Raw genomic sequence first — 22,458 nt, 5'->3', positions numbered from 1 at the left:
AGGCAACGCACCGGCTGGCCAACGTACCATGCCGGTGCTGCCTAGTGGTTAAACCTTCTTTTAGAAACTAAGATGTTTAAGATAACAACCATATACCTCCTCGGCGGATTAGGTTTGCTTCTAAGTGCCTGCGGTACGAAAAGCGATATCCAGAGTAACCAGATTCCGGCTACCGGGGCACGGGTAAAATTCGTGCACGCTGTAGTTGACGGGCCAACGGTGAACGTGTTTGCCAACGATACGAAACTAAACGGTACAGCGCTCGCCTACGGCACTTCGTTCCCAACAGAGTATTCGGCGCTTATGCCAGGGCAAACGACCCTGAAAGTGTCAACGGTAGCCTCAGGTACCGTTGCAGAAACGGCTGTTCTGACCGCGCCCGTTGCCCTGGAAGCTGACAAGTACTACTCGGTAGTTGCTGCCGGTACTGCGGCAGCGCCAGTAGGTTTTATCATCGACGATGATCAAACGGTAGCCAACCCGAAGAAAAACTACATTCGGGTGTTGAATCTGCTTAGTACCGGCCAATCGGTAGACCTTGCCATCGCCTCGGGTACACCAGCAACGGTGACCACACCCGTAACCAATCTGGCCTATAAAGGGGTATCAGCCTATGTTGAGGTCGATCCCAACGCAGCTGCATCGCCGTACTCGTTACAGATCCGTAGCACCGGTACAACCACGGCTATCGGAACCGCGCTCAGTTTTAACACGCTGAATCAGGGTCGTAAATACACGTTGGTGGTTCGTGGTGCCGTTGGCCGCACCGGAACAGCCGCCCCTACACTGTTTACGTATACAGTGAAATAGAGTTGACGCTTGAATCAGAAAGGGCGTTGCTCAATCACTTTTAGTGATCGAGCAACGCCCTTTCTGATTTTTTAGGTACGTTGTATGACAGCTGTTACGATTCTGATAAAATGAATGCTTCACCGAAATTAATATACATTCACATTTCTGGTAACGTACCTGGAATTTAAGCCAGCCAGGCCAGCCATTGCATGGCGTTCTCTATCCAAAACAGAAACCGGGTAGCATACTTCGCTGATGGTGCCGCCGACGGGCTAACCGAATAGCTGTTATTTAACACATTCACATCCATAAATAGCTTCTGCTTTGGATCAACCTGTGCCCACACTACGCGGCCCTTTTTAGGTGCAGTAAACGTATGCGTGCGTGCTTTTCCATCCCAGAAAAGCGTTTCCTCCTGGCCATTTTCGTAATGAACCAGAACCTCAACAGGTAATTGCATATCACCCAGCCGATCTATGCGTAGCGTAGCAGGACTGTTGGTGCGGTTGGTTAGGCGGGCCAGTTTGTAGTCGCAGACCTGATCGCCAAAGAGCACCTGGTCAAAGAACCAGTTTAAATTCGGGCCATATTTTGGCCCAAGACGGCGCGGCACCACATCGTTTACTACATCGATAAAACTCTGGGCGTTAGGATGCTTAAACTGCCAGCGGTTAAAGTACGTCTGCATGATCTCATCCATTACCGAACGGCCTACCAGTCCGTCAAGCGTTCGCAGCCAGGTGGCCGTTTTTGAATACGTCAGCTCGCCATAATTGCTCGATGGTAGTTGCCATACATTGCCATACGACGGGCTGATGGCCGGGTTGTCCATATGAACGTACCCATCGCGCGATGCTTCCATATCGCCCATCCGAAAACCAAACCAATCAACCATACCGCGTTGGGGGCCGAACGTGGCATCCATGATCCGGCCTTCGTAATACTGGTTAAACCCTTCATCGAGCCAGGCTTCTTCAAACTCGTTGCTAGCCAAAAGCAGCATAAAATATTGGTGGCCAAACTCATGCACGGTTACCATCTCCGGGAAGCGAAGTCCGTTGGGAATGGCCCAGGACGTGCCTGCGGTAATGAACGTCGGGTACTCCATACCAGCAGCCCCCGAAGCCCGCAGTGGCGGGTCAACGATGGTCAGGGTCGAATACGGATACCGGCCCAGGTACGTGTCGAAATATGCCAACGCTGCTTTGGCCGCATCGAAATGGCGTTGCGCCTGATCGCTGTGTTCAGGCTGCATCATCAACCGAATCTTAACCGGCACGCCTGATTTTCCTTGCCACTGACTGTCAATCAGTTCGTAATGGGGCGATGCTGTCCAGGCGAAATCTATAACATCGTCGGCGTGCCAGCGGGTGGTTCTGTGGCCATCCTTCAGACTGGTTTCACCTGTTTGCCAACCCGTTGCGCCTATTTTAAATGCCTGTGGCGTGGTTATGGCTACGTCGTAGGTGCCATAGTCAGCGTAGAATTCCGAATGTGCATGAAACTGATGGCAGTTCCAACCACCAACGTTGCGCCCACGCATACCGGCCGGTTCGTACACACCGATTTTCGGAAACCACTGCCCGACCAGAAAAAAGTCTTTATCGAAACCAGTACGCGCGAAGATCTTGGGCAACTTGGCCTGAAACGCCATATCGAGCACGATTGTCTCACCGGGTGCAACGGGTCTGCTCAGCGGCACCCGAATCACTGTCCGATCGTCGGGATTGAACGTACCTGCGGCCCGATCATCGGGCTGAATAAACTGAACCTGGCCAATCAGGCTTTCGCCCGTTCGCTGATCGGTCAGCGCCGTCAGCTTTGTCCAGCCGAAATTCTGCGGTTTCGACTTATCCAGCGCATCACCCCGCAACTGCCCGCCCGACTCCCGCATGAACGTGGAATTGGCGTCTTTAAAGGCGTTCAGATACATGTGAAACTGCAACTCCCGAATCTGATCGGGCGATGTATTCCGCCAGGTCAACGTTTGCTTTCCATCCAGCCGCTTCGTATCTGTATTCAGCCGAACATCGATCCGGTAATTGGCATTGCGCGGGCTAAGCGGCGGCGCAAGGGCATTTGCCAGGCCGGGAAGCAGCAGAAGCAGCAAGTAGCATGGTCGCATGGGTGGTGGTAGTTATGTAGAGCCGCAACAGATTACGGTTCCACGTATTTTTCAATAAAGGCCTGCCATTCAGCAATTTGCCCTTTTTTCAACACACGCGGAAATTTGTGCTGGCCGCCCATTTTTCCACGCGCTTCCATCCAGTTGTAGAATGTATGCGTTGGCAACACAGTCAGAAACACATTCTTCAACGCATGTTTTCGTTCGGTAGCGTAGTCATCGTTCAGTTCCGACAGATGTGCATCAATCCGGTTGCGGAGTTGGTCAGCATCTACGTTTCCGTCGGTGCCGATGTACCAGTGATGCGCGAAAAGGGGATCGTGGTTAATTCCGGCCACCGTAAACTCCCGCACATCAACGCTCATCTCCCGCGCCGATAGCTCAACCGCTTTATTCATATTATCGACGGACAAATGCTCACCACACAGGCTCAGGAAAAACTTTGTGCGGCCGGTAATAACGATCTCCGCTTTTCTGACCGAGGTAAACCTGATGGTGTCACCAATCAAATAGCGCCATGTTCCCGCGCAGGTCGACAGCAGCAGGGCGTATTCTTTTCCTTCCTCAACCTCATCAATCATCAGTGTCTCCGGGTTGTCAACCATCACGCCATCAGACGAAAAATTGGTTTCGTTGAAGGGGACAAACTCATGAAAAATCCCGTTGTTCAGGACCAACTGCATCCCTTCAGCCTGCGGGTGGGTTTGGTAGGCAATAAACCCCTCCGACGCCAGGTACGTTTCAATATAGGTTATGGGATGCGCCAGCAGCTTTTCGAACCCTTGTTTGTAGGGTTCGAACGATACGCCACCGTGACAGAATACTTCCAGATTCGGCCAGATATCGTGGATCGTTTTTACCTTGTAATGGGCGATGATCTTCTCCATCAGCAATTGAATCCAGGCGGGCACACCAACCACGTACCCAATGTCCCAATCGGCCGCCTGCTCGGTAATTTCATCAAGTTTAACACCCCAGTCGCGTTCCTGAGCGATTTCGGGACCCGGCTTGTAAAACCGCTGAAACCAGAATGGAATCTTACCAGCCGTAATACCGCTCAGATCACCTTCAAAGTGCCCTTCCCGAGCATTTAGCTTAGTGCTACCGCCCAGCATCAGATAGCCCTTTTCGTAGAGAGACGCTGGCAAATGCTGGTATTTTCCGAGCGTCAGAATCTGGCGGATACTCGTTTTCTGGATAGCCTTACTCATGGCCTTCGTCACCGGAATGTACTTCGAAGCGGCTTCCGACGTACCCGAGCTTAGCGCGAAATAGTTCACACGACCCGGCCAGGTTATATTTTTTTCGCCTGCCAGTGACCGATGCCACCAGGCCCCAAAAAGAGAGTTGTAGTCGTAAACGGGTACATTCCGCTTATAGGCCTCATAGAAAGCCCGTTCACTACCAAAATGCCCCTCACGCAGCACCTCATCGAATTTATACTGCTGCCCAAATTCCGTATAGCGCGCTTTCTCGATCAGCTTTAACAGCGTCTTCTTCTGCGCCCGAAAAGGGTTCAACTTTTTACGACGTTGCACCACATTGGTCAGCCGTATACCGCGTTTCAGTAAGCTTCCAAGAATTGCCATACTATTGAGTTAAGGCGTTTGCTGCCTTCTGCTTCCGGCTGCCGTTTCTCCTGGGAGAAACGGCATTGGCCGGGCAACTGAAAACAAAAGACAGCAGACTGTAAACTTATAAATTCCACTCACTCATTGTTGCCATCGTATCGTAGGCGGTCAGATCGTATTGGCAGGGAACAACCGACACGTAATTCTGCGAGAGTGCATACTCGTCAGTGTCTTTACCAGGGTCGTTATTCACAAATTCGCCAGCCAGCCAGAAATAGCGTCGGCCATTCGGGTCGCGGCGTTCGTCGAAAATCTCCTGCCATTTTGCATCGGCCTGACGGCATATTTTCACCCCGTTCAGTGGTTCCGGGCTCCGCGCCGGGAAGTTTACATTCAGCGCCACACCTTTCTTGATTCCTTTTTCCAGAACGTTTCTGGCGATGGATAGAACGTACTCACGTGTATGCGAAAAATCGGGTTCCCGCGTGTAGTCGGCGAGCGAAAACCCAATTGCCGGAATGCCTTCTATAGCTGCTTCAATAGCCGCAGACATGGTTCCCGAATACAGAATGCTAATGGCTGAATTACTCCCGTGATTGATGCCACTAACCACCAGGTCGGGAGCATTATCTTTCAAAACGTGGTGTTTAGCCAGCTTTACGCAGTCGGCGGGCGTACCTGAACATTCGTAGGCAGGCAACTCAGGAAATACTGTTGTCGGATACAATCGTAACGGATTGGCAATGGTAATGGCGTGGCCCATTCCCGACTGTGGGCTATTGGGAGCCACTACCACCACATTGCCCAGCTCCTGCATGCAGTCGACTAAAAAGGCAATGCCCCTCGAGGTGATGCCATCATCATTGGTTACCAGAATCAGCGGTTTTTTCTCGCTCATAAGTTGCATTGTTTCGTAGGCCAAAGGTACAATGTCAGTGATGACAACAGGCACCCTATAAACAGGCACGCTTATTTCTTAACATCAATCCTGGTGTAAGCCTGTAATGGGCGTTTAGATTAACTGGTTAGAGCGAACAAGCGACAGAGCTTATTCGTTAGAAAAGAAAGGAATTCACCCCATGGAAACGAACGATAAACTTGACCGTATTGTGGAAGCTCGAATGAAGCTGAAACGTCGGTTTGAAGATAAAATAGCCCAAACCCCTTCGGTTGCGGATAGCCTGGAAGGGCCATTCAAACCACGGGGGAAAGGCCCGGCTAATCGGCACGGCATGCCACAGGTACCCATCGGGCAAACGGTTACCACCAAATGGCCTGTACTCGACCTCGGCTATCAGCCGAATATTCCGCTCGACAAATGGCAGTTAAACATAGACGGTGACGTGAACCACCCTGTTCGGCTGAAATGGACTGATTTCATGGAGTTGCCTCAGGTTGAAGATACCAGTGATTTTCATTGTGTTACTACCTGGTCGCGGCTCGATGTTCCCTGGGTTGGCGTTCGCTTCATGGACCTCGCCGCCCTGGTTGACCCTAAAGGTTCGGCAACACACGTGATGTGTTACGGCTACGATGGTTACTCGACCAACATTTCGCTGGAAGAAGCACTGAAGCCAGACGTCTTGTTGGTTCACACCGCCGACGGGCAGCCACTATCGCTTGAACATGGTGGACCAGTTCGTATGATTACGCCGCAGCTATACGCCTGGAAAGGCTCTAAATGGATCAAACGAATTGAATTCATGAATGGTAACCGCCTTGGTTTTTGGGAAGAGCGCGGCTATTCCGATACTGCCTACCCCTGGCGGAATGACCGCTATAGTTGAGCCTGAACTGTCGGGATCAGATAGTGTCCGTTTGCTTCGAGCTCAGGTTTTCACTGATCATGAAACAAACGGACATTTATTTTTCCGGCCTACTCAGCCACAAACGCCCGAATAGGAGCCACCAAGCTTGGTAATTGTCGCTCGATGTAGGCCCGTTCGTTAGGCGACCATTGGCGGGGCACACCAAACACACAGGGCTGAAGAATACCCCAGAGTTGCCCTTCTGCCTGCACATGCGCATGAATGAGGGCCCGATGACCAAACGTCCGCTGCTCAAACTCGCGATTTAGCACCTCAGGGCTGGCTTTATCTACGTCGTCAATATATACTGACGGCTGCATTTCCAGCCCAGCCCGAATGAGGGGATCGTCTTTGGGTAACTGCGTTGTATCAGGTTGCCAATCGGGTTGAATGGTATCGGGAATGGTTTCGTTTCGGCGCCATTGAAAGGCGGTTCGCCCGCGTTGCTGCTCGGGCTGGCGTACATACAGGAAACAGCGGTCGACGCCCAGATAGCGACCAATTTTTTCAACAGCCTTTTGTAACGTAATCTCGGCTGTTGTCTTCGACATGGGTGTATTCATACCCCCATAACGTAATAGGCTTACCAGAGTTGTGTTCACCAGCCCCCTAACTTACCGATTAGCTGGTTGTCGGGGAAAGCTGGTTGGTCAACTAGCACAGTATCAGCCAGCGTGTCAGCATGTCTATTTTATCCATCTTCAGAAGCCAGCCTCTCAGGTACGTTGCTATTTATCGTTGACAGGGCCGCTCTTTTGGGCAGATGCATCGACAACCATGTTTTCTCCTGCCGCTAAAAGCCATTTCCCTGAATCACGCTGTTTTACCAGAACGAGCGTTGCCATATTCTGCCCGGTTGCTATAGGTCGGCCGCCCGGTGTTACGTAAGCGCCTACATTGGTCAGATGATGTACCAAGGCCACATCGGGCGTAAGCGGGAGGATAAAAACGAAAAAACATAGGCTGGGTTACGTCGATATGAGCTCGTTCTACTCTAGCAATTAGAATATACTGATAATCCCTAAAATAGCCTTTATCGTGTTGTTTTAACCGTCTATATGGATTGATTCATCCATTAAAAAGTAGTATCTTGAACGTACCTGAAACCTCTTTTTACCCCCATGAAAACAATCTCGTTGCTGGTCTACGAAGATGCCGTGCTGGCCTCTATTTCCGGCGTTATCGACCTGTTGGCCGCCACAAATGGATACGCGCAACAAATTGGACAGCCAGTACCTTTTCGCCTTGAGTTAGTGAGTGAAAAGCTGAAAAATATTCAACTCAACGTACCTGCGCTGTTCATCTGTGCCAAAACCTTCGACGAAGTTACCGATACAGATTTGATCATCGTACCAGCTTTTTATGTAGAACCCGACGAAGCCATTGCTAAAAACAAGGCGCTGATCAACTGGATTGCCACGAAATATACCAATGGTACAGAGATAGCCAGTTTATGCCTTGGCAGCTATTTTCTGGCCGAAGCAGGCATCTTATCCGGCAAGTCGTGTGCCTCGCACTGGAAAGCGCTCGACGATATGCAGACCCGCTACCCCGACGTGCAGGTACTTACCGATACCGTCATGACCGACAAAGACCGGATTTACACCAGCGGCGGCGCCTTACTCTCCTGGAATCTGATTCTCTACCTGATCGAAAAATTCTGTGGCCGCGACATGTGTATCGGTATCAGCCGGATGTTCAACATCGATCTGGATCGGGTAAGCCAATCATATTTCGCTGTTTTCCAGGGGCAACGACAGCACGACGATCAGGATATTCTGAAAGCGCAGACGTTCATTGAAACGAATTTCCACTTACCCATTTCCGTCGAACAGATTGCTGATCAGGCTAATATGAGCAAGCGCAACTTCATCCGCCGGTTCAAAAGCGCCACCCAGAACACCCCACAGGAATACCTCCAACGCGTAAAGATCGAATCGGCGAAAAAAGCTCTCGAAAAAGACCGCAACGACGTTAGCGCTATCATGTATGATGTGGGCTATAACGACGTGAAGACCTTCCGAAAAGTCTTTAAACAGATTACTGGTCTAACCCCACAAGATTACCGCCGGAAGTACAACCGAGAGCTTGTAATTACCGCATAGCTAAACGCAAAAAGGCCAACCCGTTTCCAAGTTGGCCTTTCCTATTCGCTGATAACGCACCTGAACTAGACCGAGGTATACCACCAACTAGTTAAAATCGTTGAATGACCTCAGAAAGAGTAAGTACCTCGATTTTATCAATGGGGTTAAGTACCAGCAAATCATCATCACCAGTAATGATAAGTTGAGCCTTCGCTTCGATAGCCAAATTGATTATAAAATCATCTTTGGGGTCTCGACAATGCGAGTCAGCACTACTCACCTGAATCAGTTTAGCTTTTAACCAGATTAAATCAAACAGGCTTTGAGTACGTTCCTGAGTAAGGTATTTCTGTAAACGTCGTTTAGCGAGTGTTTCCGTTAGTTCATCGAGCAGTTCAACAGATATGTACAAGTCAATATCAGGCCGTTGAATAATCACCTGCATTTGCTCTGATACTACACGACTCCCCAGGGCCATACTCACCCATATATTCGTGTCGATTACTACGCCAATCGGCTCACTATTTATATCGTTTTGCTCTCACTTCTTTGATTTCCGCTAAAATGTCGGCGTCGGTTAGGTCAGGTTCTGTAAGTGGCAGCGTCTGAAGAAAACGAGCCATTTTAGCCTGAATCTGTTCTTTATCAGATGTGTCATCTATAGGTAATATGATCACCTCAAAACTCTTCTGCCGATACTCTTCGGGAATATCTATTGAAATCCGTCCATTTAACGGACTGACAATCTGACGTATAGCGTTCATAATCAATTCGGTTTATATCAAATATAAGCTTTTAACGTATCTATTTAGTCTGCAGTTTACGCTCGTGTAGGCAACGTACCCGACCAAACGCAAAAAGGCCAACCCGTTTCCGAGTTGGCCTTTTCTATTCGTTGGTAACGTACCTGAACTAGGCCGTTACTTTCTTCTTGCTCCGAGAGAATTGCTCGCGCGATTCGGTGATCGTATCGAGTTCCTCCTGCGAACCGACGATGGTGTTCAGGTACTTGCGTGTACCCGTACCAGCCGGAATCAGGTGACCAACGATTACGTTCTCTTTCAAACCTTCCAGGTTGTCTTGCTTACCCCGAATCGAGGCTTCGCTCAACACCTTGGTCGTTTCCTGGAACGAAGCCGCCGAGATGAAGCTGTCGGTACCCAGCGACGCCTGCGTAATACCTTGCAGGATTGGCTGAGATACGGCAGTCATCGCATCACGAACAGTTACGATCTTCATGTCACGACGTTTCAGGCTTGAGTTCTCATCGCGCAGACGACGGGCCGAAATGATCTGACCAGGCTTCAGGTTCTCTGAATCACCCGCGTCGGTTACCACTTTGGCGTCCATCATCTTGTCGTTTTCCTGACGGAACAACCACTTGTCAACAACCTGATTTTCGAGGAAGTTGGTATCACCCGAGTCAGTGATTTCAACTTTCTGCATCATCTGCCGAACAATCGACTCAATGTGCTTATCGTTGATTTTCACACCCTGCAAGCGGTATACTTCCTGAATCTCGTTCACGAGGTACTCCTGAACAGCCGTCGGGCCTTTGATCGACAGAATATCACTTGGCGTAATGGCTCCGTCAGACAGCGGTGAACCGGCTTTTACGAAGTCATTGTCCTGTACCAGGATAAACTTGGCCAGAGGCACCATGTACTTCTTGCGAGTACCATCTTTCGACTCGATGAAGATTTCGCGGTTACCACGCTTAATGGCACCATAGGTCACAACACCATCGATTTCCGATACAACCGCCGGGTTCGACGGGTTACGGGCTTCAAACAGTTCAGTTACCCGTGGCAGACCACCCGTAATGTCGCGGGTCTTACCCACGTTTCGCGGAATCTTCGCCAGCGGCTGACCAGCCACAATCGACTGACCTGACTTCACAACCAGACGTGAGCCAACGGGCAGGTTATAGCCTTTCTCGGTGGTATCGTCAAGCAGTGTGGTCGTGCCCGTTACGATGATCGACGGGTTTTTCGCTTTATCACGCGTTTCGATGATAACCATTTCCTGGAAGCCGGTTTGCTCATCAAATTCTTCGCGGTAAGTGATCGCCTCTTCAATGGCATCGAATGACACTTTACCAGTCAGTTCAGACAGGATGACGGCGTTGTAGGGGTCCCAGACGCACAACTCGGCGCCCTTCTTCACCACATCACCTTCTTTCACCCGCAGGAAGGCACCATATGGTACGTTGTTGCTGATGAAAACAATGTTCGGGTTGTTCGGATCTACGATTTTCACCTCACCTGAACGTCCCATCACCACCGTCTGCGGATTGCCTTCGTTGTCTTGTGAAGCTACCGTCCGCATTTCCTCAAACTGAACAACACCGTCAAACTTAGCCCGCAACGAGGCATCTACCGCGATGTTCGAAGCCGTACCACCTACGTGGAACGTACGTAGTGTAAGCTGCGTACCTGGCTCACCAATCGACTGAGAGGCAATAACGCCCACTGCTTCACCGATATCAACCATGCGGCCTGTTGCCAGGTTACGGCCATAGCATTTGGCGCAAACGCCCTGCTTGGCCTCACACGTCAATACCGAACGAATTTCTACGGTCTCGATGCTCGTTTCATCAATGATGGCAGCAATCTCTTCCGTGATCAGTTCACCGTTCGCGATAAGCAGCAGCGGTTCGCCATTTTCGTTTTTCTTCAGCGGATCGTAGATATCGTGTACCGAGGTACGTCCCAGAATCCGTTCCGACAGCGGTTCAACAACATCTTCGTTGTCTTTCAGCGCCGACGTTTGAATACCGCGCAGCGTTCCACAGTCAACCTCACTGATGATAACGTCCTGCGCAACGTCGTGCAGGCGACGTGTCAGATAGCCGGCATCAGCCGTTTTCAAGGCGGTATCGGCCAGACCTTTACGAGCACCGTGCGTTGAGATAAAGTACTCCAATACGTCGAGACCTTCTTTGAAGTTCGACAGAATCGGGTTTTCAATGATCTCACCAACTGAACCCTGCAGGTTTTTCTGTGGCTTGGCCATCAGACCCCGCATACCACCCAGCTGACGAATCTGCTCGCGAGAACCACGGGCTCCCGAGTGCATCATCATGTAAATAGAGTTGAAGCCCTGCTGATCTGCTTCCAATTGCTTCATCAGCGTCTCGGTCACGCGTGAGTTCACACGTGTCCAGATGTCGATGACCTGGTTGTAACGCTCATTTTCCGTGATCAGACCCATCAGGTAGTTATCCCAAACGGCCTGTACGTCTTTCTTCGCGTCATCAACAAGCGCCTGCTTTTCGTCAGGAATCTTGATGTCGCTCAAACCGATTGACAGACCACCTTTAAAGGCTTGCTGGAAACCAAGTTCTTTGATGTTATCAAGGAATTCTGCGGTTTTGGCAACACCCGAGATCTTGAAGATCAGGGCGATGATTTGCTGCAGTTTCTTCTTAGTCAGGAGTTCGTTGATGAACCCAACTTCAGTTGGTACAAACTGGTTGAAAATTACGCGACCCGCTACCGTTTCGATAATCTTCGATTCGAGTTCGCCCTCTTCGGTCCGTACGCTTACCCGGCACTTGATGTTGGCGTGCTTCGACAGCTTGCCTTCATTTACCGCGATAACAACTTCTTCAGCGCCATAGAAGGTCATGCCCTCGCCAGCAATCGGATAGTCTTCGGTGGTTTTCCGACCTTTTGTTACGTAATACAGACCCAATACCATGTCTTGCGACGGTACCGTAATCGGGGCGCCGTTGGCAGGGTTAAGGATATTGTGCGAGGCCAGCATCAGCAGCGAAGCTTCCAGAACAGCTTCCTGTCCCAGTGGAACGTGAACGGCCATTTGGTCACCGTCAAAGTCAGCGTTAAAGGCCGTCGTTACCAAGGGGTGCAACTGAATGGCTTTCCCTTCGATCAGCTTCGGCTGGAACGCCTGGATACCCAGACGGTGTAGCGTTGGAGCCCGGTTCAGCAGTACAGGGTGCCCTTTCAATACGTTTTCCAGAATATCCCAGATAACAGGGTCTTTCCGGTCAACGATCTTCTTGGCCGACTTCACCGTTTTCACGATACCGCGCTCGATGAGCTTACGGATAATGAACGGTTTGAATAGCTCAGCAGCCATGTCTTTCGGCAGACCACACTCGTGCATCTTCAGTTCAGGGCCTACCACGATCACCGAACGACCTGAATAGTCGACACGCTTACCAAGTAGGTTCTGACGGAAACGTCCCTGCTTGCCTTTCAGCATGTCAGAGAGTGATTTCAGCGCCCGGTTACCTTCTGAACGCACCGCGTTTACTTTACGCGAGTTATCGAACAGCGAGTCGACGGCTTCCTGAAGCATACGCTTCTCGTTACGCAGGATTACTTCTGGCGCTTTGATCTCTATCAGACGCTTCAGACGGTTATTCCGAATGATAACGCGACGATACAGATCGTTCAGGTCAGATGTTGCGAAACGACCGCCATCAAGGGGTACAAGCGGACGAAGTTCGGGTGGAATCACCGGTACCATGCGAATCACCATCCACTCGGGACGGTTCTCTACACGACCATTTGCCTCACGGAACGCCTCAACCACCTTCAACCGCTTCAGCGCTTCAGCCTTACGCTGTTGCGATGTATCGGTTGCGGCTGAGTGACGCAGGCTGAACGAAAGCTCATCCAACTGCACGCGTGAAAGCAGCATCTCCAGCGCATCAGCCCCCATCTTAGCGATGAACTTATTAGGGTCCTTATCGTCGAGGTGCTGGTTCGTTGCGGGCAATTTGTCGATGATATCGAGGTACTCATCTTCCGTTAAGAAGTCGAGTTCGTTGATACCGTCAGCAGCTTTTACGCCAGATTGAACAACAACGTACCGTTCGTAATAGATGATTTGATCCAGCTTCTTGGTCGACAGGCCAAGCAGGTAACCGATTTTGTTTGGAAGGCTACGGAAGTACCAGATGTGCGCTACAGGAACCACCAGTTCGATGTGCCCCATACGCTCACGACGTACCTTTTTCTCCGTTACTTCTACACCGCAACGATCGCAGATGATGCCTTTATAGCGAATCCGCTTGTATTTACCGCAGTGGCACTCCCAGTCTTTCACCGGACCGAAGATCCGCTCGCAGAACAACCCGCCCATTTCAGGCTTGTAGGTCCGGTAGTTGATCGTCTCAGGTTGGGTGACCTCACCGTATGAACTCTCCAGAATTGACTCGGGCGATGCCAGGCTGATCGTTACGCTCTGGAAGTCGCTGTTGAGTTTCTTGTTCTTCTTAAAAGACATCTGTTGGAGATTATATAGTTGAAAAGAGTTTCAAGAGTCAAGTTTCAAGTTTCAGGTTTCGAGGGCCGCTATCAACCTTTGATCAGCGAGCAGCGCCCCTTGAAACCTGAGACCTGAAACTTGAAACTGTCAACTTTACTCTAAAGTAATTTCAAGTGCCAGACCACGTAGTTCGTGGACGAGTACGTTGAATGATTCAGGAATATTCGGCTTCGGCATATTTTCGCCTTTTACAATAGCCTCGTATGCTTTAGCACGGCCTACCACGTCATCCGATTTAACGGTCAGGATCTCTTGCAGGATATTCGACGCCCCGAAGGCTTCCAACGCCCACACTTCCATCTCGCCAAACCGCTGACCACCGAACTGTGCTTTACCACCCAGCGGCTGCTGCGTAATAAGTGAGTAGGGGCCGATTGAACGGGCGTGCATCTTGTCATCAACAAGGTGACCGAGTTTCAGCATATAGATGATACCCACTGTTACTTTCTGGTCGAAACGCTCACCTGACAGACCATTGTATAGGTACGTCCGGCCAAACTCAGGCAGACCTGCCTCCGTCAGTTCGTCAGATACCTGCTGCTCTGTAGCACCGTCGAAAATCGGCGTTGCATACTTACGGTTCAGTTTCTGACCAGCCCAGGCCAATACTGTTTCATAGATCTGACCAATGTTCATCCGGGATGGTACACCCAGTGGGTTCAGAACGATGTCAACCGGCGTACCATCTTCAAGGAACGGCATGTCTTCATCACGAACGATTCGGGCAACTACCCCTTTGTTTCCGTGACGACCGGCCATCTTATCCCCTACTTTCAGCTTACGCTTCTTGGCGATATAGACTTTAGCCAGTTTGACGATGCCTGCTGGCAATTCATCGCCTACTTCAAGCGTGAAACGTTCCCGCTTGAAACGGCCAGAAATTTCGTTCCGGCGGGTGTTGTAGTTCTTGACCAGTTTCACCAGCAACGCGTTGGTTGCTTCGTCTTCTGTCCAGTTCTCCAACACCAGGTCAGCCATCAAGTTCACCTCTTCCGGTACCGAATAGCCACTTTCGTCGCGATACGGGTTTTTGTCCGGGAACAGGTTGTCCGTGATGTTTTTCCGATTGAACTTCGTACCCTTACTGATGATCTCATCACCAAACCGGTGCTTGACGCCCTGACTGGTTTTGCCATCCAGCAGTTCAACCAACTTGTCAATGCCGCGAGCACGGAACGCAACCAGGTCGCGACCATACTTCTTCATCAGCACTTTCAATTCCTCTTTGTGCTTACCACGATCTTCTTTCGAAGGACGTGAGAACAATTTGGTATCGATAACAACGCCTTTCAATGAAGGTGGTGCCTTTTTAGAAGCATCTTTCACATCACCAGCCTTGTCGCCGAAGATAGCGCGAAGCAGTTTTTCCTCCGGTGTCGGATCGCTTTCTCCTTTCGGTGTGATCTTACCGATCAGGATATCGCCTTCTTTCACCTCAGTACCAACTCGCACGATACCATTCTCATCAAGGTTACGAACAGTCTCTTCCGACACGTTCGGAATTTCTGAGGTCAATTCCTCTTCACCCCGTTTTGTATCACGTACTTCCAGTTCAAACTCTTCAATGTGGATCGACGTGAAGATATCTTCGCGCACAACACGCTCAGAGATCACGATGGCATCTTCGAAGTTATACCCCTGCCACGGCATGAAGGCAACCTTCATGTTACGACCCAGCGCCAGTTCACCTTTCTGCGTAGCATAGCCTTCGCAAAGCACATCACCTTTCTTCACCTTCTGGTTTTTCAACACAACAGGCTTAAGGTTGATGCAGGTATCCTGGTTAGTCCGGCGGAACTTGATCAGGTTGTACGTTTTAACGTCTTCGTCAAACGTTACCAGACCAGTGTCTTTATCCAGGTTATAGCGAACAATGATTTTGGTTGAATCAACAAAGTCGATTACACCATCTGTTTCGGCAATAACCAGGGCACGTGAGTCAACCGCAACACGCCCTTCCAGACCAGTACCCACGATTGGGGCTTCCGGACGAAGAAGTGGTACCGCCTGACGTTGCATGTTCGATCCCATCAGGGCCCGGTTAGCATCATCATGTTCCAGGAACGGAATCATCGACGCAGCCACCGATACGATCTGGTTAGGCGCAATATCCATGAACGACACGCTCGATGGCTCCGAAATTGGGAAGTCTCCTTCGAAACGGGCTTTCAGACGGTCTACTTTGAAATTACCCTTTGGATCAAGCGCCGAACTAGCCTGCGCGATGTAATGGGTATCTTCTTCTTCAGCCGTCAAATACATTACTGGCTTATCGGGCACCTTTCCGTTTTCTACAATCCGGTATGGTGTTTCGATGAAGCCCATGCTATTCACTTTCGCGAATACGCAAAGCGACGAGATCAGACCAATGTTAGGTCCTTCAGGGGTCTCAATCGTGCACAACCGACCGTAGTGCGTGTAGTGTACGTCACGTACTTCGAAACCTGCCCGTTCCCGCGACAGACCACCTGGCCCGAGTGCCGACATGCGACGCTTGTGCGTCACTTCGGCCAGCGGATTGGTCTGGTCCATGAACTGCGACAGCTGGTTCGTACCGAAGAACGAGTTGATTACCGAAGATAGCGTACGTGCGTTGATCAGATCAACAGGCTTGAAGTCTTCATTATCCCGTACATTCATCCGTTCTTTGATAGTCCGGGCCATACGAGCCAAACCAACGCCGAACTGGGCATATAACTGCTCACCTACGGTACGTACCCGACGGTTACTCAAATGGTCAATATCATCGACAACCGCCTTCGCATTGATCAGACCGATCAGGTATTTCACGATCGACACAATGTCCTGAGTGGTCAGTACTTTCGTATCGAGGGCTACGTCAAGGCCTAGCTTCTTGTTGATCCGATACCGACCTACGTCGCCGAGGTCATACCGTTTGTCAGAGAAGAACAGGCTTTGGATTACTTCACGGGCCGATTGCTCATCAGGCGCCTCAGTGTTCCGAAGCTGGCGATAAATCTGTTCTACGGCCTCCTTCTCTGAGTTCGAGCTATCTTTCTGAAGTGTATTGTAGATGATGTTGTAATCAGCCACGTTCATGTCTTCCTTATGCAGGATGACTGACTTCTGGCCCGATTCTGTGATCGTATCAATATCGTCGGCACCAATTACCGAATCCCGTTCCAGTAACACTTCGTTCCGGCTGATAGAAACCACCTCACCGGTATCTTCATCAACGAAATCTTCTGTCCAGGTACGTAACACCCGTGCTGCTAACCGGCGTCCAATCGCTTTTTTCAAGCTGGCGGGCGTCGCATTTATCTCTTCTGATAAACCGAACAAGTCGAGAATATCTTTATCAGAGCCAAAGCCAATTGCCCGCAACAGCGTAGTGACCGGGAATTTCTTCTTCCGGTCAATATACGCATACATGACATTGTTAACGTCCGTCGAAAACTCGATCCATGAGCCCTTAAACGGAATGATCCGAGCAGAATACAACTTCGTACCGTTCGTGTGCTTGCTCATTGAGAAGAACACACCCGGAGACCGGTGCAACTGCGAAACAATGACACGTTCAGCCCCGTTTATTACAAACGATGCTTTAGCGGTCATATATGGGATGTTCCCCAAAAACACTTCCTGCTCGATTGTCTCGAAATCCTCATTGTCGGGATCACTGTTCGACAGGCGCAGTTTAGCTTTAAGGGGCACTGAATAAGTTAATCCCCGATCTATACATTCATCAACCGAATATTTTGGGGGATCAACTGAATAATCAATAAATTCCAGCTTGAAATTCTCGCGGGAGTCAGAAATCGGGAAGTTCTCCTGAAACACCTTGTACAGACCTTCTTGCGAACGGCTGTCTGAAGGAGTATCCAACTGGAAAAAGTCGCGGAATGATTTCAGCTGAATATCCAGAAAATCGGGATAGTCAACTACGGGCTGAATCGTCGCAAAGTTTTTGCGTGTGTTGGTGTTTTTAGCGTTTGTAGCCAAGGCTCTTCTGCGTTTAGTTGAGCGACTGATTCTATACTAAAACACCCTTCTGCCTTACGAAATTTTGTAACGTAGTTAAAAGGGCGTAAAAAAGCAACACCGTCCGGTAAAAAATAGTTTTTACGGTCCGATGTATATAGATAAAAAGTCTCCAAGCGGAAAAAGACCTGACATGCAGCCAGGCCTCTTTCCGCTTGGAGTATCGTAGAACGACAGTATGCTTACTTAACTTCTACTTCAGCACCAGCTTCTTCCAGCTGCTTACGCAGGGCTTCAGCTTCGTCTTTGGCTACACCTTCTTTAACAGGCTTAGGAGCACCGTCTACCAGTTCTTTAGCTTCTTTCAAGCCAAGACCAGTCAGGTCTTTAACCAGTTTCACAACGGCCAGCTTGCTTGCACCTGCCGACTTAAGAATAACGTCGAACGACGTTTTCTCAACAGGAGCTGCAGCAGCTTCGCCACCACCGCCACCAGCTACCATTACTGGAGCTGCAGCAGCAGGTTCGATGCCGTACTCATCTTTCAGGATAGCAGCCAGCTCGTTTACTTCTTTAACCGTCAGGTTTACAAGCTGCTCAGCGAACGCTTTCAAATCTGCCATTTTTGTATTGGAAATTAAGTTGTTACAAGATTGATTGAAAAAATGATTGTCGGGCTTAGTTTTCTTCGCGCTCCGACAGCGTTTTCAGGATACCAGCCAGTTTGCCACCACCACTTGTGAGCGCAGATACCACGTTCTTGGCAGGGGATTGCAACAGACCAATAATATCGCCGATGAGTTCAGTACGGCTCTTCAGGTTGATGAGCGTATCTAGTTGATCAGCACCAACGAATAAGCTGTAGTCAACCGAAGCACCCTTCAATTGCAGTTTCTTGTTGGTTTTACGGAAATCTTTAATCAGTTGAGCTGCTGCTTTACCGTTCTCTGGGTGAAACATTACACCTGAGAATCCTTTAAGCACTTCATCAAATGACGTGTAATCCGCGTTTTCTACCGTTTCGAGCGCCTTTTTGATCAAGGTGTTCTTCACTACTACGTATTCAATTCCCCGCTCGAAGCAAAGGCGACGTAAATCGTTCGTCTCTGCTACCGACATGCCACTGGCATCGGTAATATAGAAATACGGAATAGACTGGAACTTCTGACTCAGGTCGTCAATGATCGCGCCTTTTTCTTCTCTTGTCATCGTTTACAGTCCGGCAACGGTTGCTTTATCAATACTAACACTAGGGCTCATTGTGCTTGACAAATAAATTGTCTGCACGTAAGTTCCTTTTGATGAAGAAGGCTTCAGACGTACCAACGTAGAAATTACTTCCTGCGCATTCTCAGCCAGTTTCTCCGGGCTGAATGATACTTTACCAATGCTGGTGTGAATGATACCGGTCTTATCGACTTTAAAATCGATTTTACCAGCTTTCACTTCCTTCACGGCTTTACCCACTTCCAGCGTAACCGTACCCGATTTTGGGTTCGGCATCAGACCACGTGGCCCCAGAACGCGACCCAGACGACCTACTTTAGCCATTACTGTCGGCATCGTGATAATCACGTCTACGTCAGTCCAGCCTTGTTCGATCTTCTGAATGTAATCGTCTAAGCCTACATAATCTGCACCGGCTTCTTTTGCTTCTGCTTCCTTGTCAGGAGAGCAAAGCACCAGAACCCGTACCGTTTTGCCTGTGCCGTGGGGTAGTGTTGCCACACCCCGAACCATTTGATCTGCTTTACGCGGATCAACGCCCAGACGAACGTCGATGTCTACAGAAGCGTCGAATTTGGTGTATGAAATCTCTTTCAGAATTTCAGCTGCCTTTTCGAGTGAATACACCTGCGTAGCATCATACTTCGCCTGCGCTTCTTTTTGTTTCTTTGTCAACTTTGCCATGATGTCGTTAAGATGCCTAAGGCAAGTTTGCTAATTATCCCAAGGGGCTACACCTGAAACTGTGATACCCATGCTGCGAGCCGTACCGGCGATCATCTTCATGGCTGATTCAACCGTGAAGCAATTCAGATCGGGCATTTTCGTCTCAGCGATGGTTTTCACCTGATTCCAGCTAACCGAACCAACTTTGTTCCGGTTTGGCTGTGCTGATCCACCTTTCAGTTTAGCAGCTTCCATCAGCATAATAGGTGCAGGCGGGGTCTTGATGACAAAGTCGAACGACTTGTCTTTGTAGTACGTAATCAGTACCGGCAAGACCATGCCCATCTTATCCTGCGTACGGCCATTAAACTGCTTGCAGAATTCCATGATATTCAAACCTTTGGAACCCAGCGCAGGACCGATCGGAGGTGATGGATTGGCTTGGCCACCCTTTACCTGCAACTTAACGTAGCCAGCTACTTCTTTTGCCATTGTTAATACTTATTTACAAGTCATTTGTAGTTAATTCCCTGCTAGATCAGTGTCATACCTGACGTATCTTTCATTAACTACCAGCGGACTGGTTGGGGTACCCGGTGTCTCGATGGGAAGCATCGACCCATGGGCATGAGCACTAACGATTTGTTAGTTCTCTTTATCTACTTGTGCGTAACTCAATTCAACAGGTGTACTCCGACCAAAAATCTTAACAACGACGTTAAGTTTCTTTCGATCATCAAATACCTCCTCCACTGTACCGATGAAACCACTGAATGGCCCATCAACTACTTTTACTGATTCGCCTTTCAGGTACGCGATGGTAGGCGTTGCTGCTTCCTGCGTTTCTTCTTCTACTTTACCTAAAATGCGGTTTACTTCGGCTTCCCGTAGTGGAACGGGAATCTTTGAGTTTCCAGAGCCAGTATTGCCCAAAAAACCAATTACGCCCGGCATAGTAGTAATAAGTGCCAGAGCGCGAGCATTAGATAGATCAGCTGATATCAGGATGTAGCCTGGGAAAAACGACTTCTCGCGAATCCGCTTTTTTCCGTTCCGCATCTCATACACCTTCTCAGATGGAATCAATACCTGGGGTATGATTTCCATGAGTTGTTGCCGATGGATTTCGTTATCCAGATACGATTTTATTTTTTTTTCCTGCCCTGAAACGGCTCGGATAACGTACCAATTGATACCGTTGACCATACGTAATAGCTGTTTGTCTGTTTGCTTATTTGTTTGTTCAACCTATCACAAACAAACGGCCAAACAACGAGTTAGAATGACTGGTAGAACAAATTCAGGCCGTTCTCGAACAAATAGTCGATTAAACCGACCATAAGCGCAAAGATCAGTGAAGCAATCAGCACCAGTGACGAACTGCCCTGCAAGTCGTTGAACTTAGGCCAAGTCACATTATGCTGAACTTCTTCCCAGGAATGCTTGAGGAAAGTGGTTACCTTTTCCATCGTTTGTTAAGATTGGCACGGGTGGAGAGATTCGAACTCCCATCAACGGTTTTGGAGACCGCTATTCTACCCTTGAACTACACCCGTGTATGTGTTTTGACGTTAGGCAACATGTATTAGATTCGACCTGTATGCTGACTCCTCTAATACTCCAAATTCAGCGCCCCTGTTTTCGGACTGCAAAGATCGTAAAAAGAGATCAAAAAACAAGTGCATCCCTTCGCAGAGATGCACTTGTTTAAAAATCAATCAATTAGTCAAGGATTTCAGTCACCTGACCGGCACCTACTGTACGACCACCTTCACGGATAGCGAAGCGAAGACCTTTCTCCATAGCAATTTTGCTGATCAGGGTCACCTCGATAGTGATGTTATCACCAGGCATTACCATCTCAACACCAGCTGGCAGAACGATTTCACCCGTTACGTCTGTGGTACGGAAGTAGAACTGAGGACGGTACTTGTTAAAGAATGGCGTATGACGGCCACCTTCTTCTTTCGACAGTACGTAAACCTCGGCTTTGAATTTAGCGTGTGGGGTTACTGAACCTGGCTTGCAAATAACCATACCACGACGGATATCAGTTTTTTCAATACCACGGAGCAGCAGACCTACGTTGTCACCAGCTTCGCCACGGTCCAGAATTTTCCGGAACATTTCAACACCAGTTACAACTGATTTCAGGTTTTCAGCACCCATACCCAGGATCTCAACAGGCTCGCCTGAGTTGATTACGCCACGCTCGATACGACCTGTAGCTACTGTGCCACGACCTGTGATCGAGAAAACGTCTTCCACCGGCATTAGGAATGGAAGATCCGTCATGCGAGGAGGCAGGGGAATGAATGAGTCAACGGCATCCATCAATTCTTCGATGGTACCAACCCATTTAGCGTCGCCATTCAAACCACCCAGAGCAGAACCCTGAATAACTGGGATATTGTCGCCATCAAATTGATAGAAGCTTAACAGTTCGCGGATCTCCATCTCAACGAGCTCAAGCAGTTCTGGGTCATCCACCATGTCGACTTTGTTCATAAAGACAACAAGTTGGGGTACGCCTACCTGACGAGCCAGCAGGATGTGCTCACGTGTCTGTGGCATTGGGCCATCAGTTGCAGCAACTACCAGGATAGCACCGTCCATCTGAGCGGCACCCGTTACCATGTTCTTCACATAGTCAGCGTGGCCTGGGCAGTCAACGTGTGCATAGTGACGGTTAGCCGTCGCATATTCTACGTGTGAGGTGTTGATCGTGATACCACGCTCTTTTTCCTCTGGGGCATTATCGATCGACGAGAAGTCCCGCATTGCAGCCAGACCTTTCCCGGCGAGTACTTTCGTAATTGCTGCCGTCAGCGTCGTCTTGCCGTGGTCAACGTGACCAATCGTACCGATGTTGACGTGCGGTTTCGAGCGGTCAAAATTCTCCTTTGCCATGTCTAAAAACGCTTTAGTTAACTATAGTT

General features: G+C 49.5%; 18 protein-coding genes and 1 tRNA gene. 3 read left to right on the top strand and 16 right to left on the bottom strand.

Features of this window, described 5'->3' with window-relative positions:
* Window positions 1–72: 72 nt before the first annotated feature.
* Window positions 73–810: a DUF4397 domain-containing protein gene (locus tag J2I46_RS07015; protein ID WP_207328301.1), complete on the top strand. Its 738-nt coding sequence runs from the start codon at window positions 73–75 to the stop codon at window positions 808–810.
* A 166-nt stretch (window positions 811–976) separates the two neighbouring features.
* On the opposite strand, the gene J2I46_RS07010 is transcribed toward J2I46_RS07015, so the two are convergent.
* The 3 genes from J2I46_RS07010 to surE form a co-directional block, all read right to left on the bottom strand.
* Window positions 977–2,917 (bottom strand): M1 family metallopeptidase, encoded by a 1,941-nt coding sequence (locus J2I46_RS07010; protein ID WP_207328300.1) that lies wholly within the window; start codon window positions 2,915–2,917, stop codon window positions 977–979.
* Window positions 2,918–2,949: 32 nt separating this feature from the next.
* Window positions 2,950–4,506 (bottom strand): GH3 family acyl-acid amido synthetase, encoded by a 1,557-nt coding sequence (locus J2I46_RS07005; protein ID WP_207328299.1) that lies wholly within the window; start codon window positions 4,504–4,506, stop codon window positions 2,950–2,952.
* 106 nt (window positions 4,507–4,612) lie between these two features.
* Window positions 4,613–5,386, bottom strand: a complete 774-nt coding sequence (surE, locus tag J2I46_RS07000) for a 5'/3'-nucleotidase SurE (RefSeq protein WP_207328298.1) — start codon at window positions 5,384–5,386, stop codon at window positions 4,613–4,615.
* A 181-nt stretch (window positions 5,387–5,567) separates the two neighbouring features.
* On the opposite strand from surE, the gene J2I46_RS06995 reads away from it, so the two are divergent.
* Window positions 5,568–6,275 (top strand): molybdopterin-dependent oxidoreductase, encoded by a 708-nt coding sequence (locus tag J2I46_RS06995; RefSeq protein WP_207328297.1) that lies wholly within the window; start codon window positions 5,568–5,570, stop codon window positions 6,273–6,275.
* Window positions 6,276–6,364: 89 nt separating this feature from the next.
* Here J2I46_RS06995 and J2I46_RS06990 read toward each other — a convergent pair whose 3' ends face one another.
* Window positions 6,365–6,847, bottom strand: a complete 483-nt coding sequence (locus J2I46_RS06990; RefSeq protein WP_207328296.1) for a GAF domain-containing protein — start codon at window positions 6,845–6,847, stop codon at window positions 6,365–6,367.
* A 570-nt stretch (window positions 6,848–7,417) separates the two neighbouring features.
* On the opposite strand from J2I46_RS06990, the gene J2I46_RS06985 reads away from it, so the two are divergent.
* Window positions 7,418–8,401: a GlxA family transcriptional regulator gene (locus tag J2I46_RS06985; protein ID WP_207328295.1), complete on the top strand. Its 984-nt coding sequence runs from the start codon at window positions 7,418–7,420 to the stop codon at window positions 8,399–8,401.
* Between the two features lie 91 nt (window positions 8,402–8,492).
* On the opposite strand, the gene J2I46_RS06980 is transcribed toward J2I46_RS06985, so the two are convergent.
* From J2I46_RS06980 to tuf, 12 genes are all read right to left on the bottom strand, one after another.
* Complete coding sequence (locus J2I46_RS06980) at window positions 8,493–8,885, bottom strand: putative toxin-antitoxin system toxin component, PIN family (RefSeq protein ID WP_310589013.1); 393 nt, start codon at window positions 8,883–8,885, stop codon at window positions 8,493–8,495.
* A 19-nt stretch (window positions 8,886–8,904) separates the two neighbouring features.
* Entirely contained in the window at window positions 8,905–9,147 is a 243-nt protein-coding gene (locus J2I46_RS06975; RefSeq protein WP_207328293.1) for a hypothetical protein, read from the bottom strand.
* A gap of 148 nt (window positions 9,148–9,295) precedes the next feature.
* Window positions 9,296–13,642, bottom strand: a complete 4,347-nt coding sequence (rpoC, locus tag J2I46_RS06970; protein ID WP_207328292.1) for a DNA-directed RNA polymerase subunit beta' — start codon at window positions 13,640–13,642, stop codon at window positions 9,296–9,298.
* Window positions 13,643–13,777: 135 nt separating this feature from the next.
* Window positions 13,778–17,647, bottom strand: a complete 3,870-nt coding sequence (rpoB, locus tag J2I46_RS06965; RefSeq protein WP_207328291.1) for a DNA-directed RNA polymerase subunit beta — start codon at window positions 17,645–17,647, stop codon at window positions 13,778–13,780.
* Window positions 17,648–17,868: 221 nt separating this feature from the next.
* Window positions 17,869–18,249 carry a 50S ribosomal protein L7/L12 gene (gene rplL, locus J2I46_RS06960; protein WP_085410811.1) on the bottom strand — a complete coding sequence of 127 codons (381 nt, stop codon included), beginning with the start codon at window positions 18,247–18,249 and terminating at the stop codon, window positions 17,869–17,871.
* 55 nt (window positions 18,250–18,304) lie between these two features.
* Window positions 18,305–18,835, bottom strand: coding sequence for a 50S ribosomal protein L10 (gene rplJ, locus J2I46_RS06955; protein ID WP_207328290.1), 531 nt, complete (start codon window positions 18,833–18,835; stop codon window positions 18,305–18,307).
* Window positions 18,836–18,838: 3 nt separating this feature from the next.
* Window positions 18,839–19,537 (bottom strand): 50S ribosomal protein L1, encoded by a 699-nt coding sequence (gene rplA / locus J2I46_RS06950; protein ID WP_085410813.1) that lies wholly within the window; start codon window positions 19,535–19,537, stop codon window positions 18,839–18,841.
* Between the two features lie 30 nt (window positions 19,538–19,567).
* A complete protein-coding gene (gene rplK, locus J2I46_RS06945; protein ID WP_207328289.1) occupies window positions 19,568–20,011 on the bottom strand; it encodes a 50S ribosomal protein L11 in 444 nt (147 codons plus the stop codon).
* Window positions 20,012–20,164: 153 nt separating this feature from the next.
* Window positions 20,165–20,725, bottom strand: a complete 561-nt coding sequence (gene nusG, locus J2I46_RS06940; RefSeq protein WP_085410815.1) for a transcription termination/antitermination protein NusG — start codon at window positions 20,723–20,725, stop codon at window positions 20,165–20,167.
* A gap of 71 nt (window positions 20,726–20,796) precedes the next feature.
* On the bottom strand, window positions 20,797–20,988 hold the full coding sequence (gene secE, locus J2I46_RS06935) for a preprotein translocase subunit SecE (protein ID WP_207328288.1): 192 nt from the start codon (window positions 20,986–20,988) through the stop codon (window positions 20,797–20,799).
* 13 nt (window positions 20,989–21,001) lie between these two features.
* Window positions 21,002–21,075, bottom strand: a tRNA-Trp gene (locus J2I46_RS06930).
* Between the two features lie 166 nt (window positions 21,076–21,241).
* Window positions 21,242–22,429, bottom strand: coding sequence for an elongation factor Tu (gene tuf, locus J2I46_RS06925; protein ID WP_085410817.1), 1,188 nt, complete (start codon window positions 22,427–22,429; stop codon window positions 21,242–21,244).
* Window positions 22,430–22,458: the final 29 nt, after the last annotated feature.

The sequence above is a fragment of the Fibrella forsythiae genome (assembly GCF_017353175.1).
Taxonomy (GTDB): domain Bacteria; phylum Bacteroidota; class Bacteroidia; order Cytophagales; family Spirosomataceae; genus Fibrella; species Fibrella forsythiae.
Note: the sequence above shows the minus strand (reverse complement) of the source record. Positions and strands in the feature narration are given on the sequence as shown.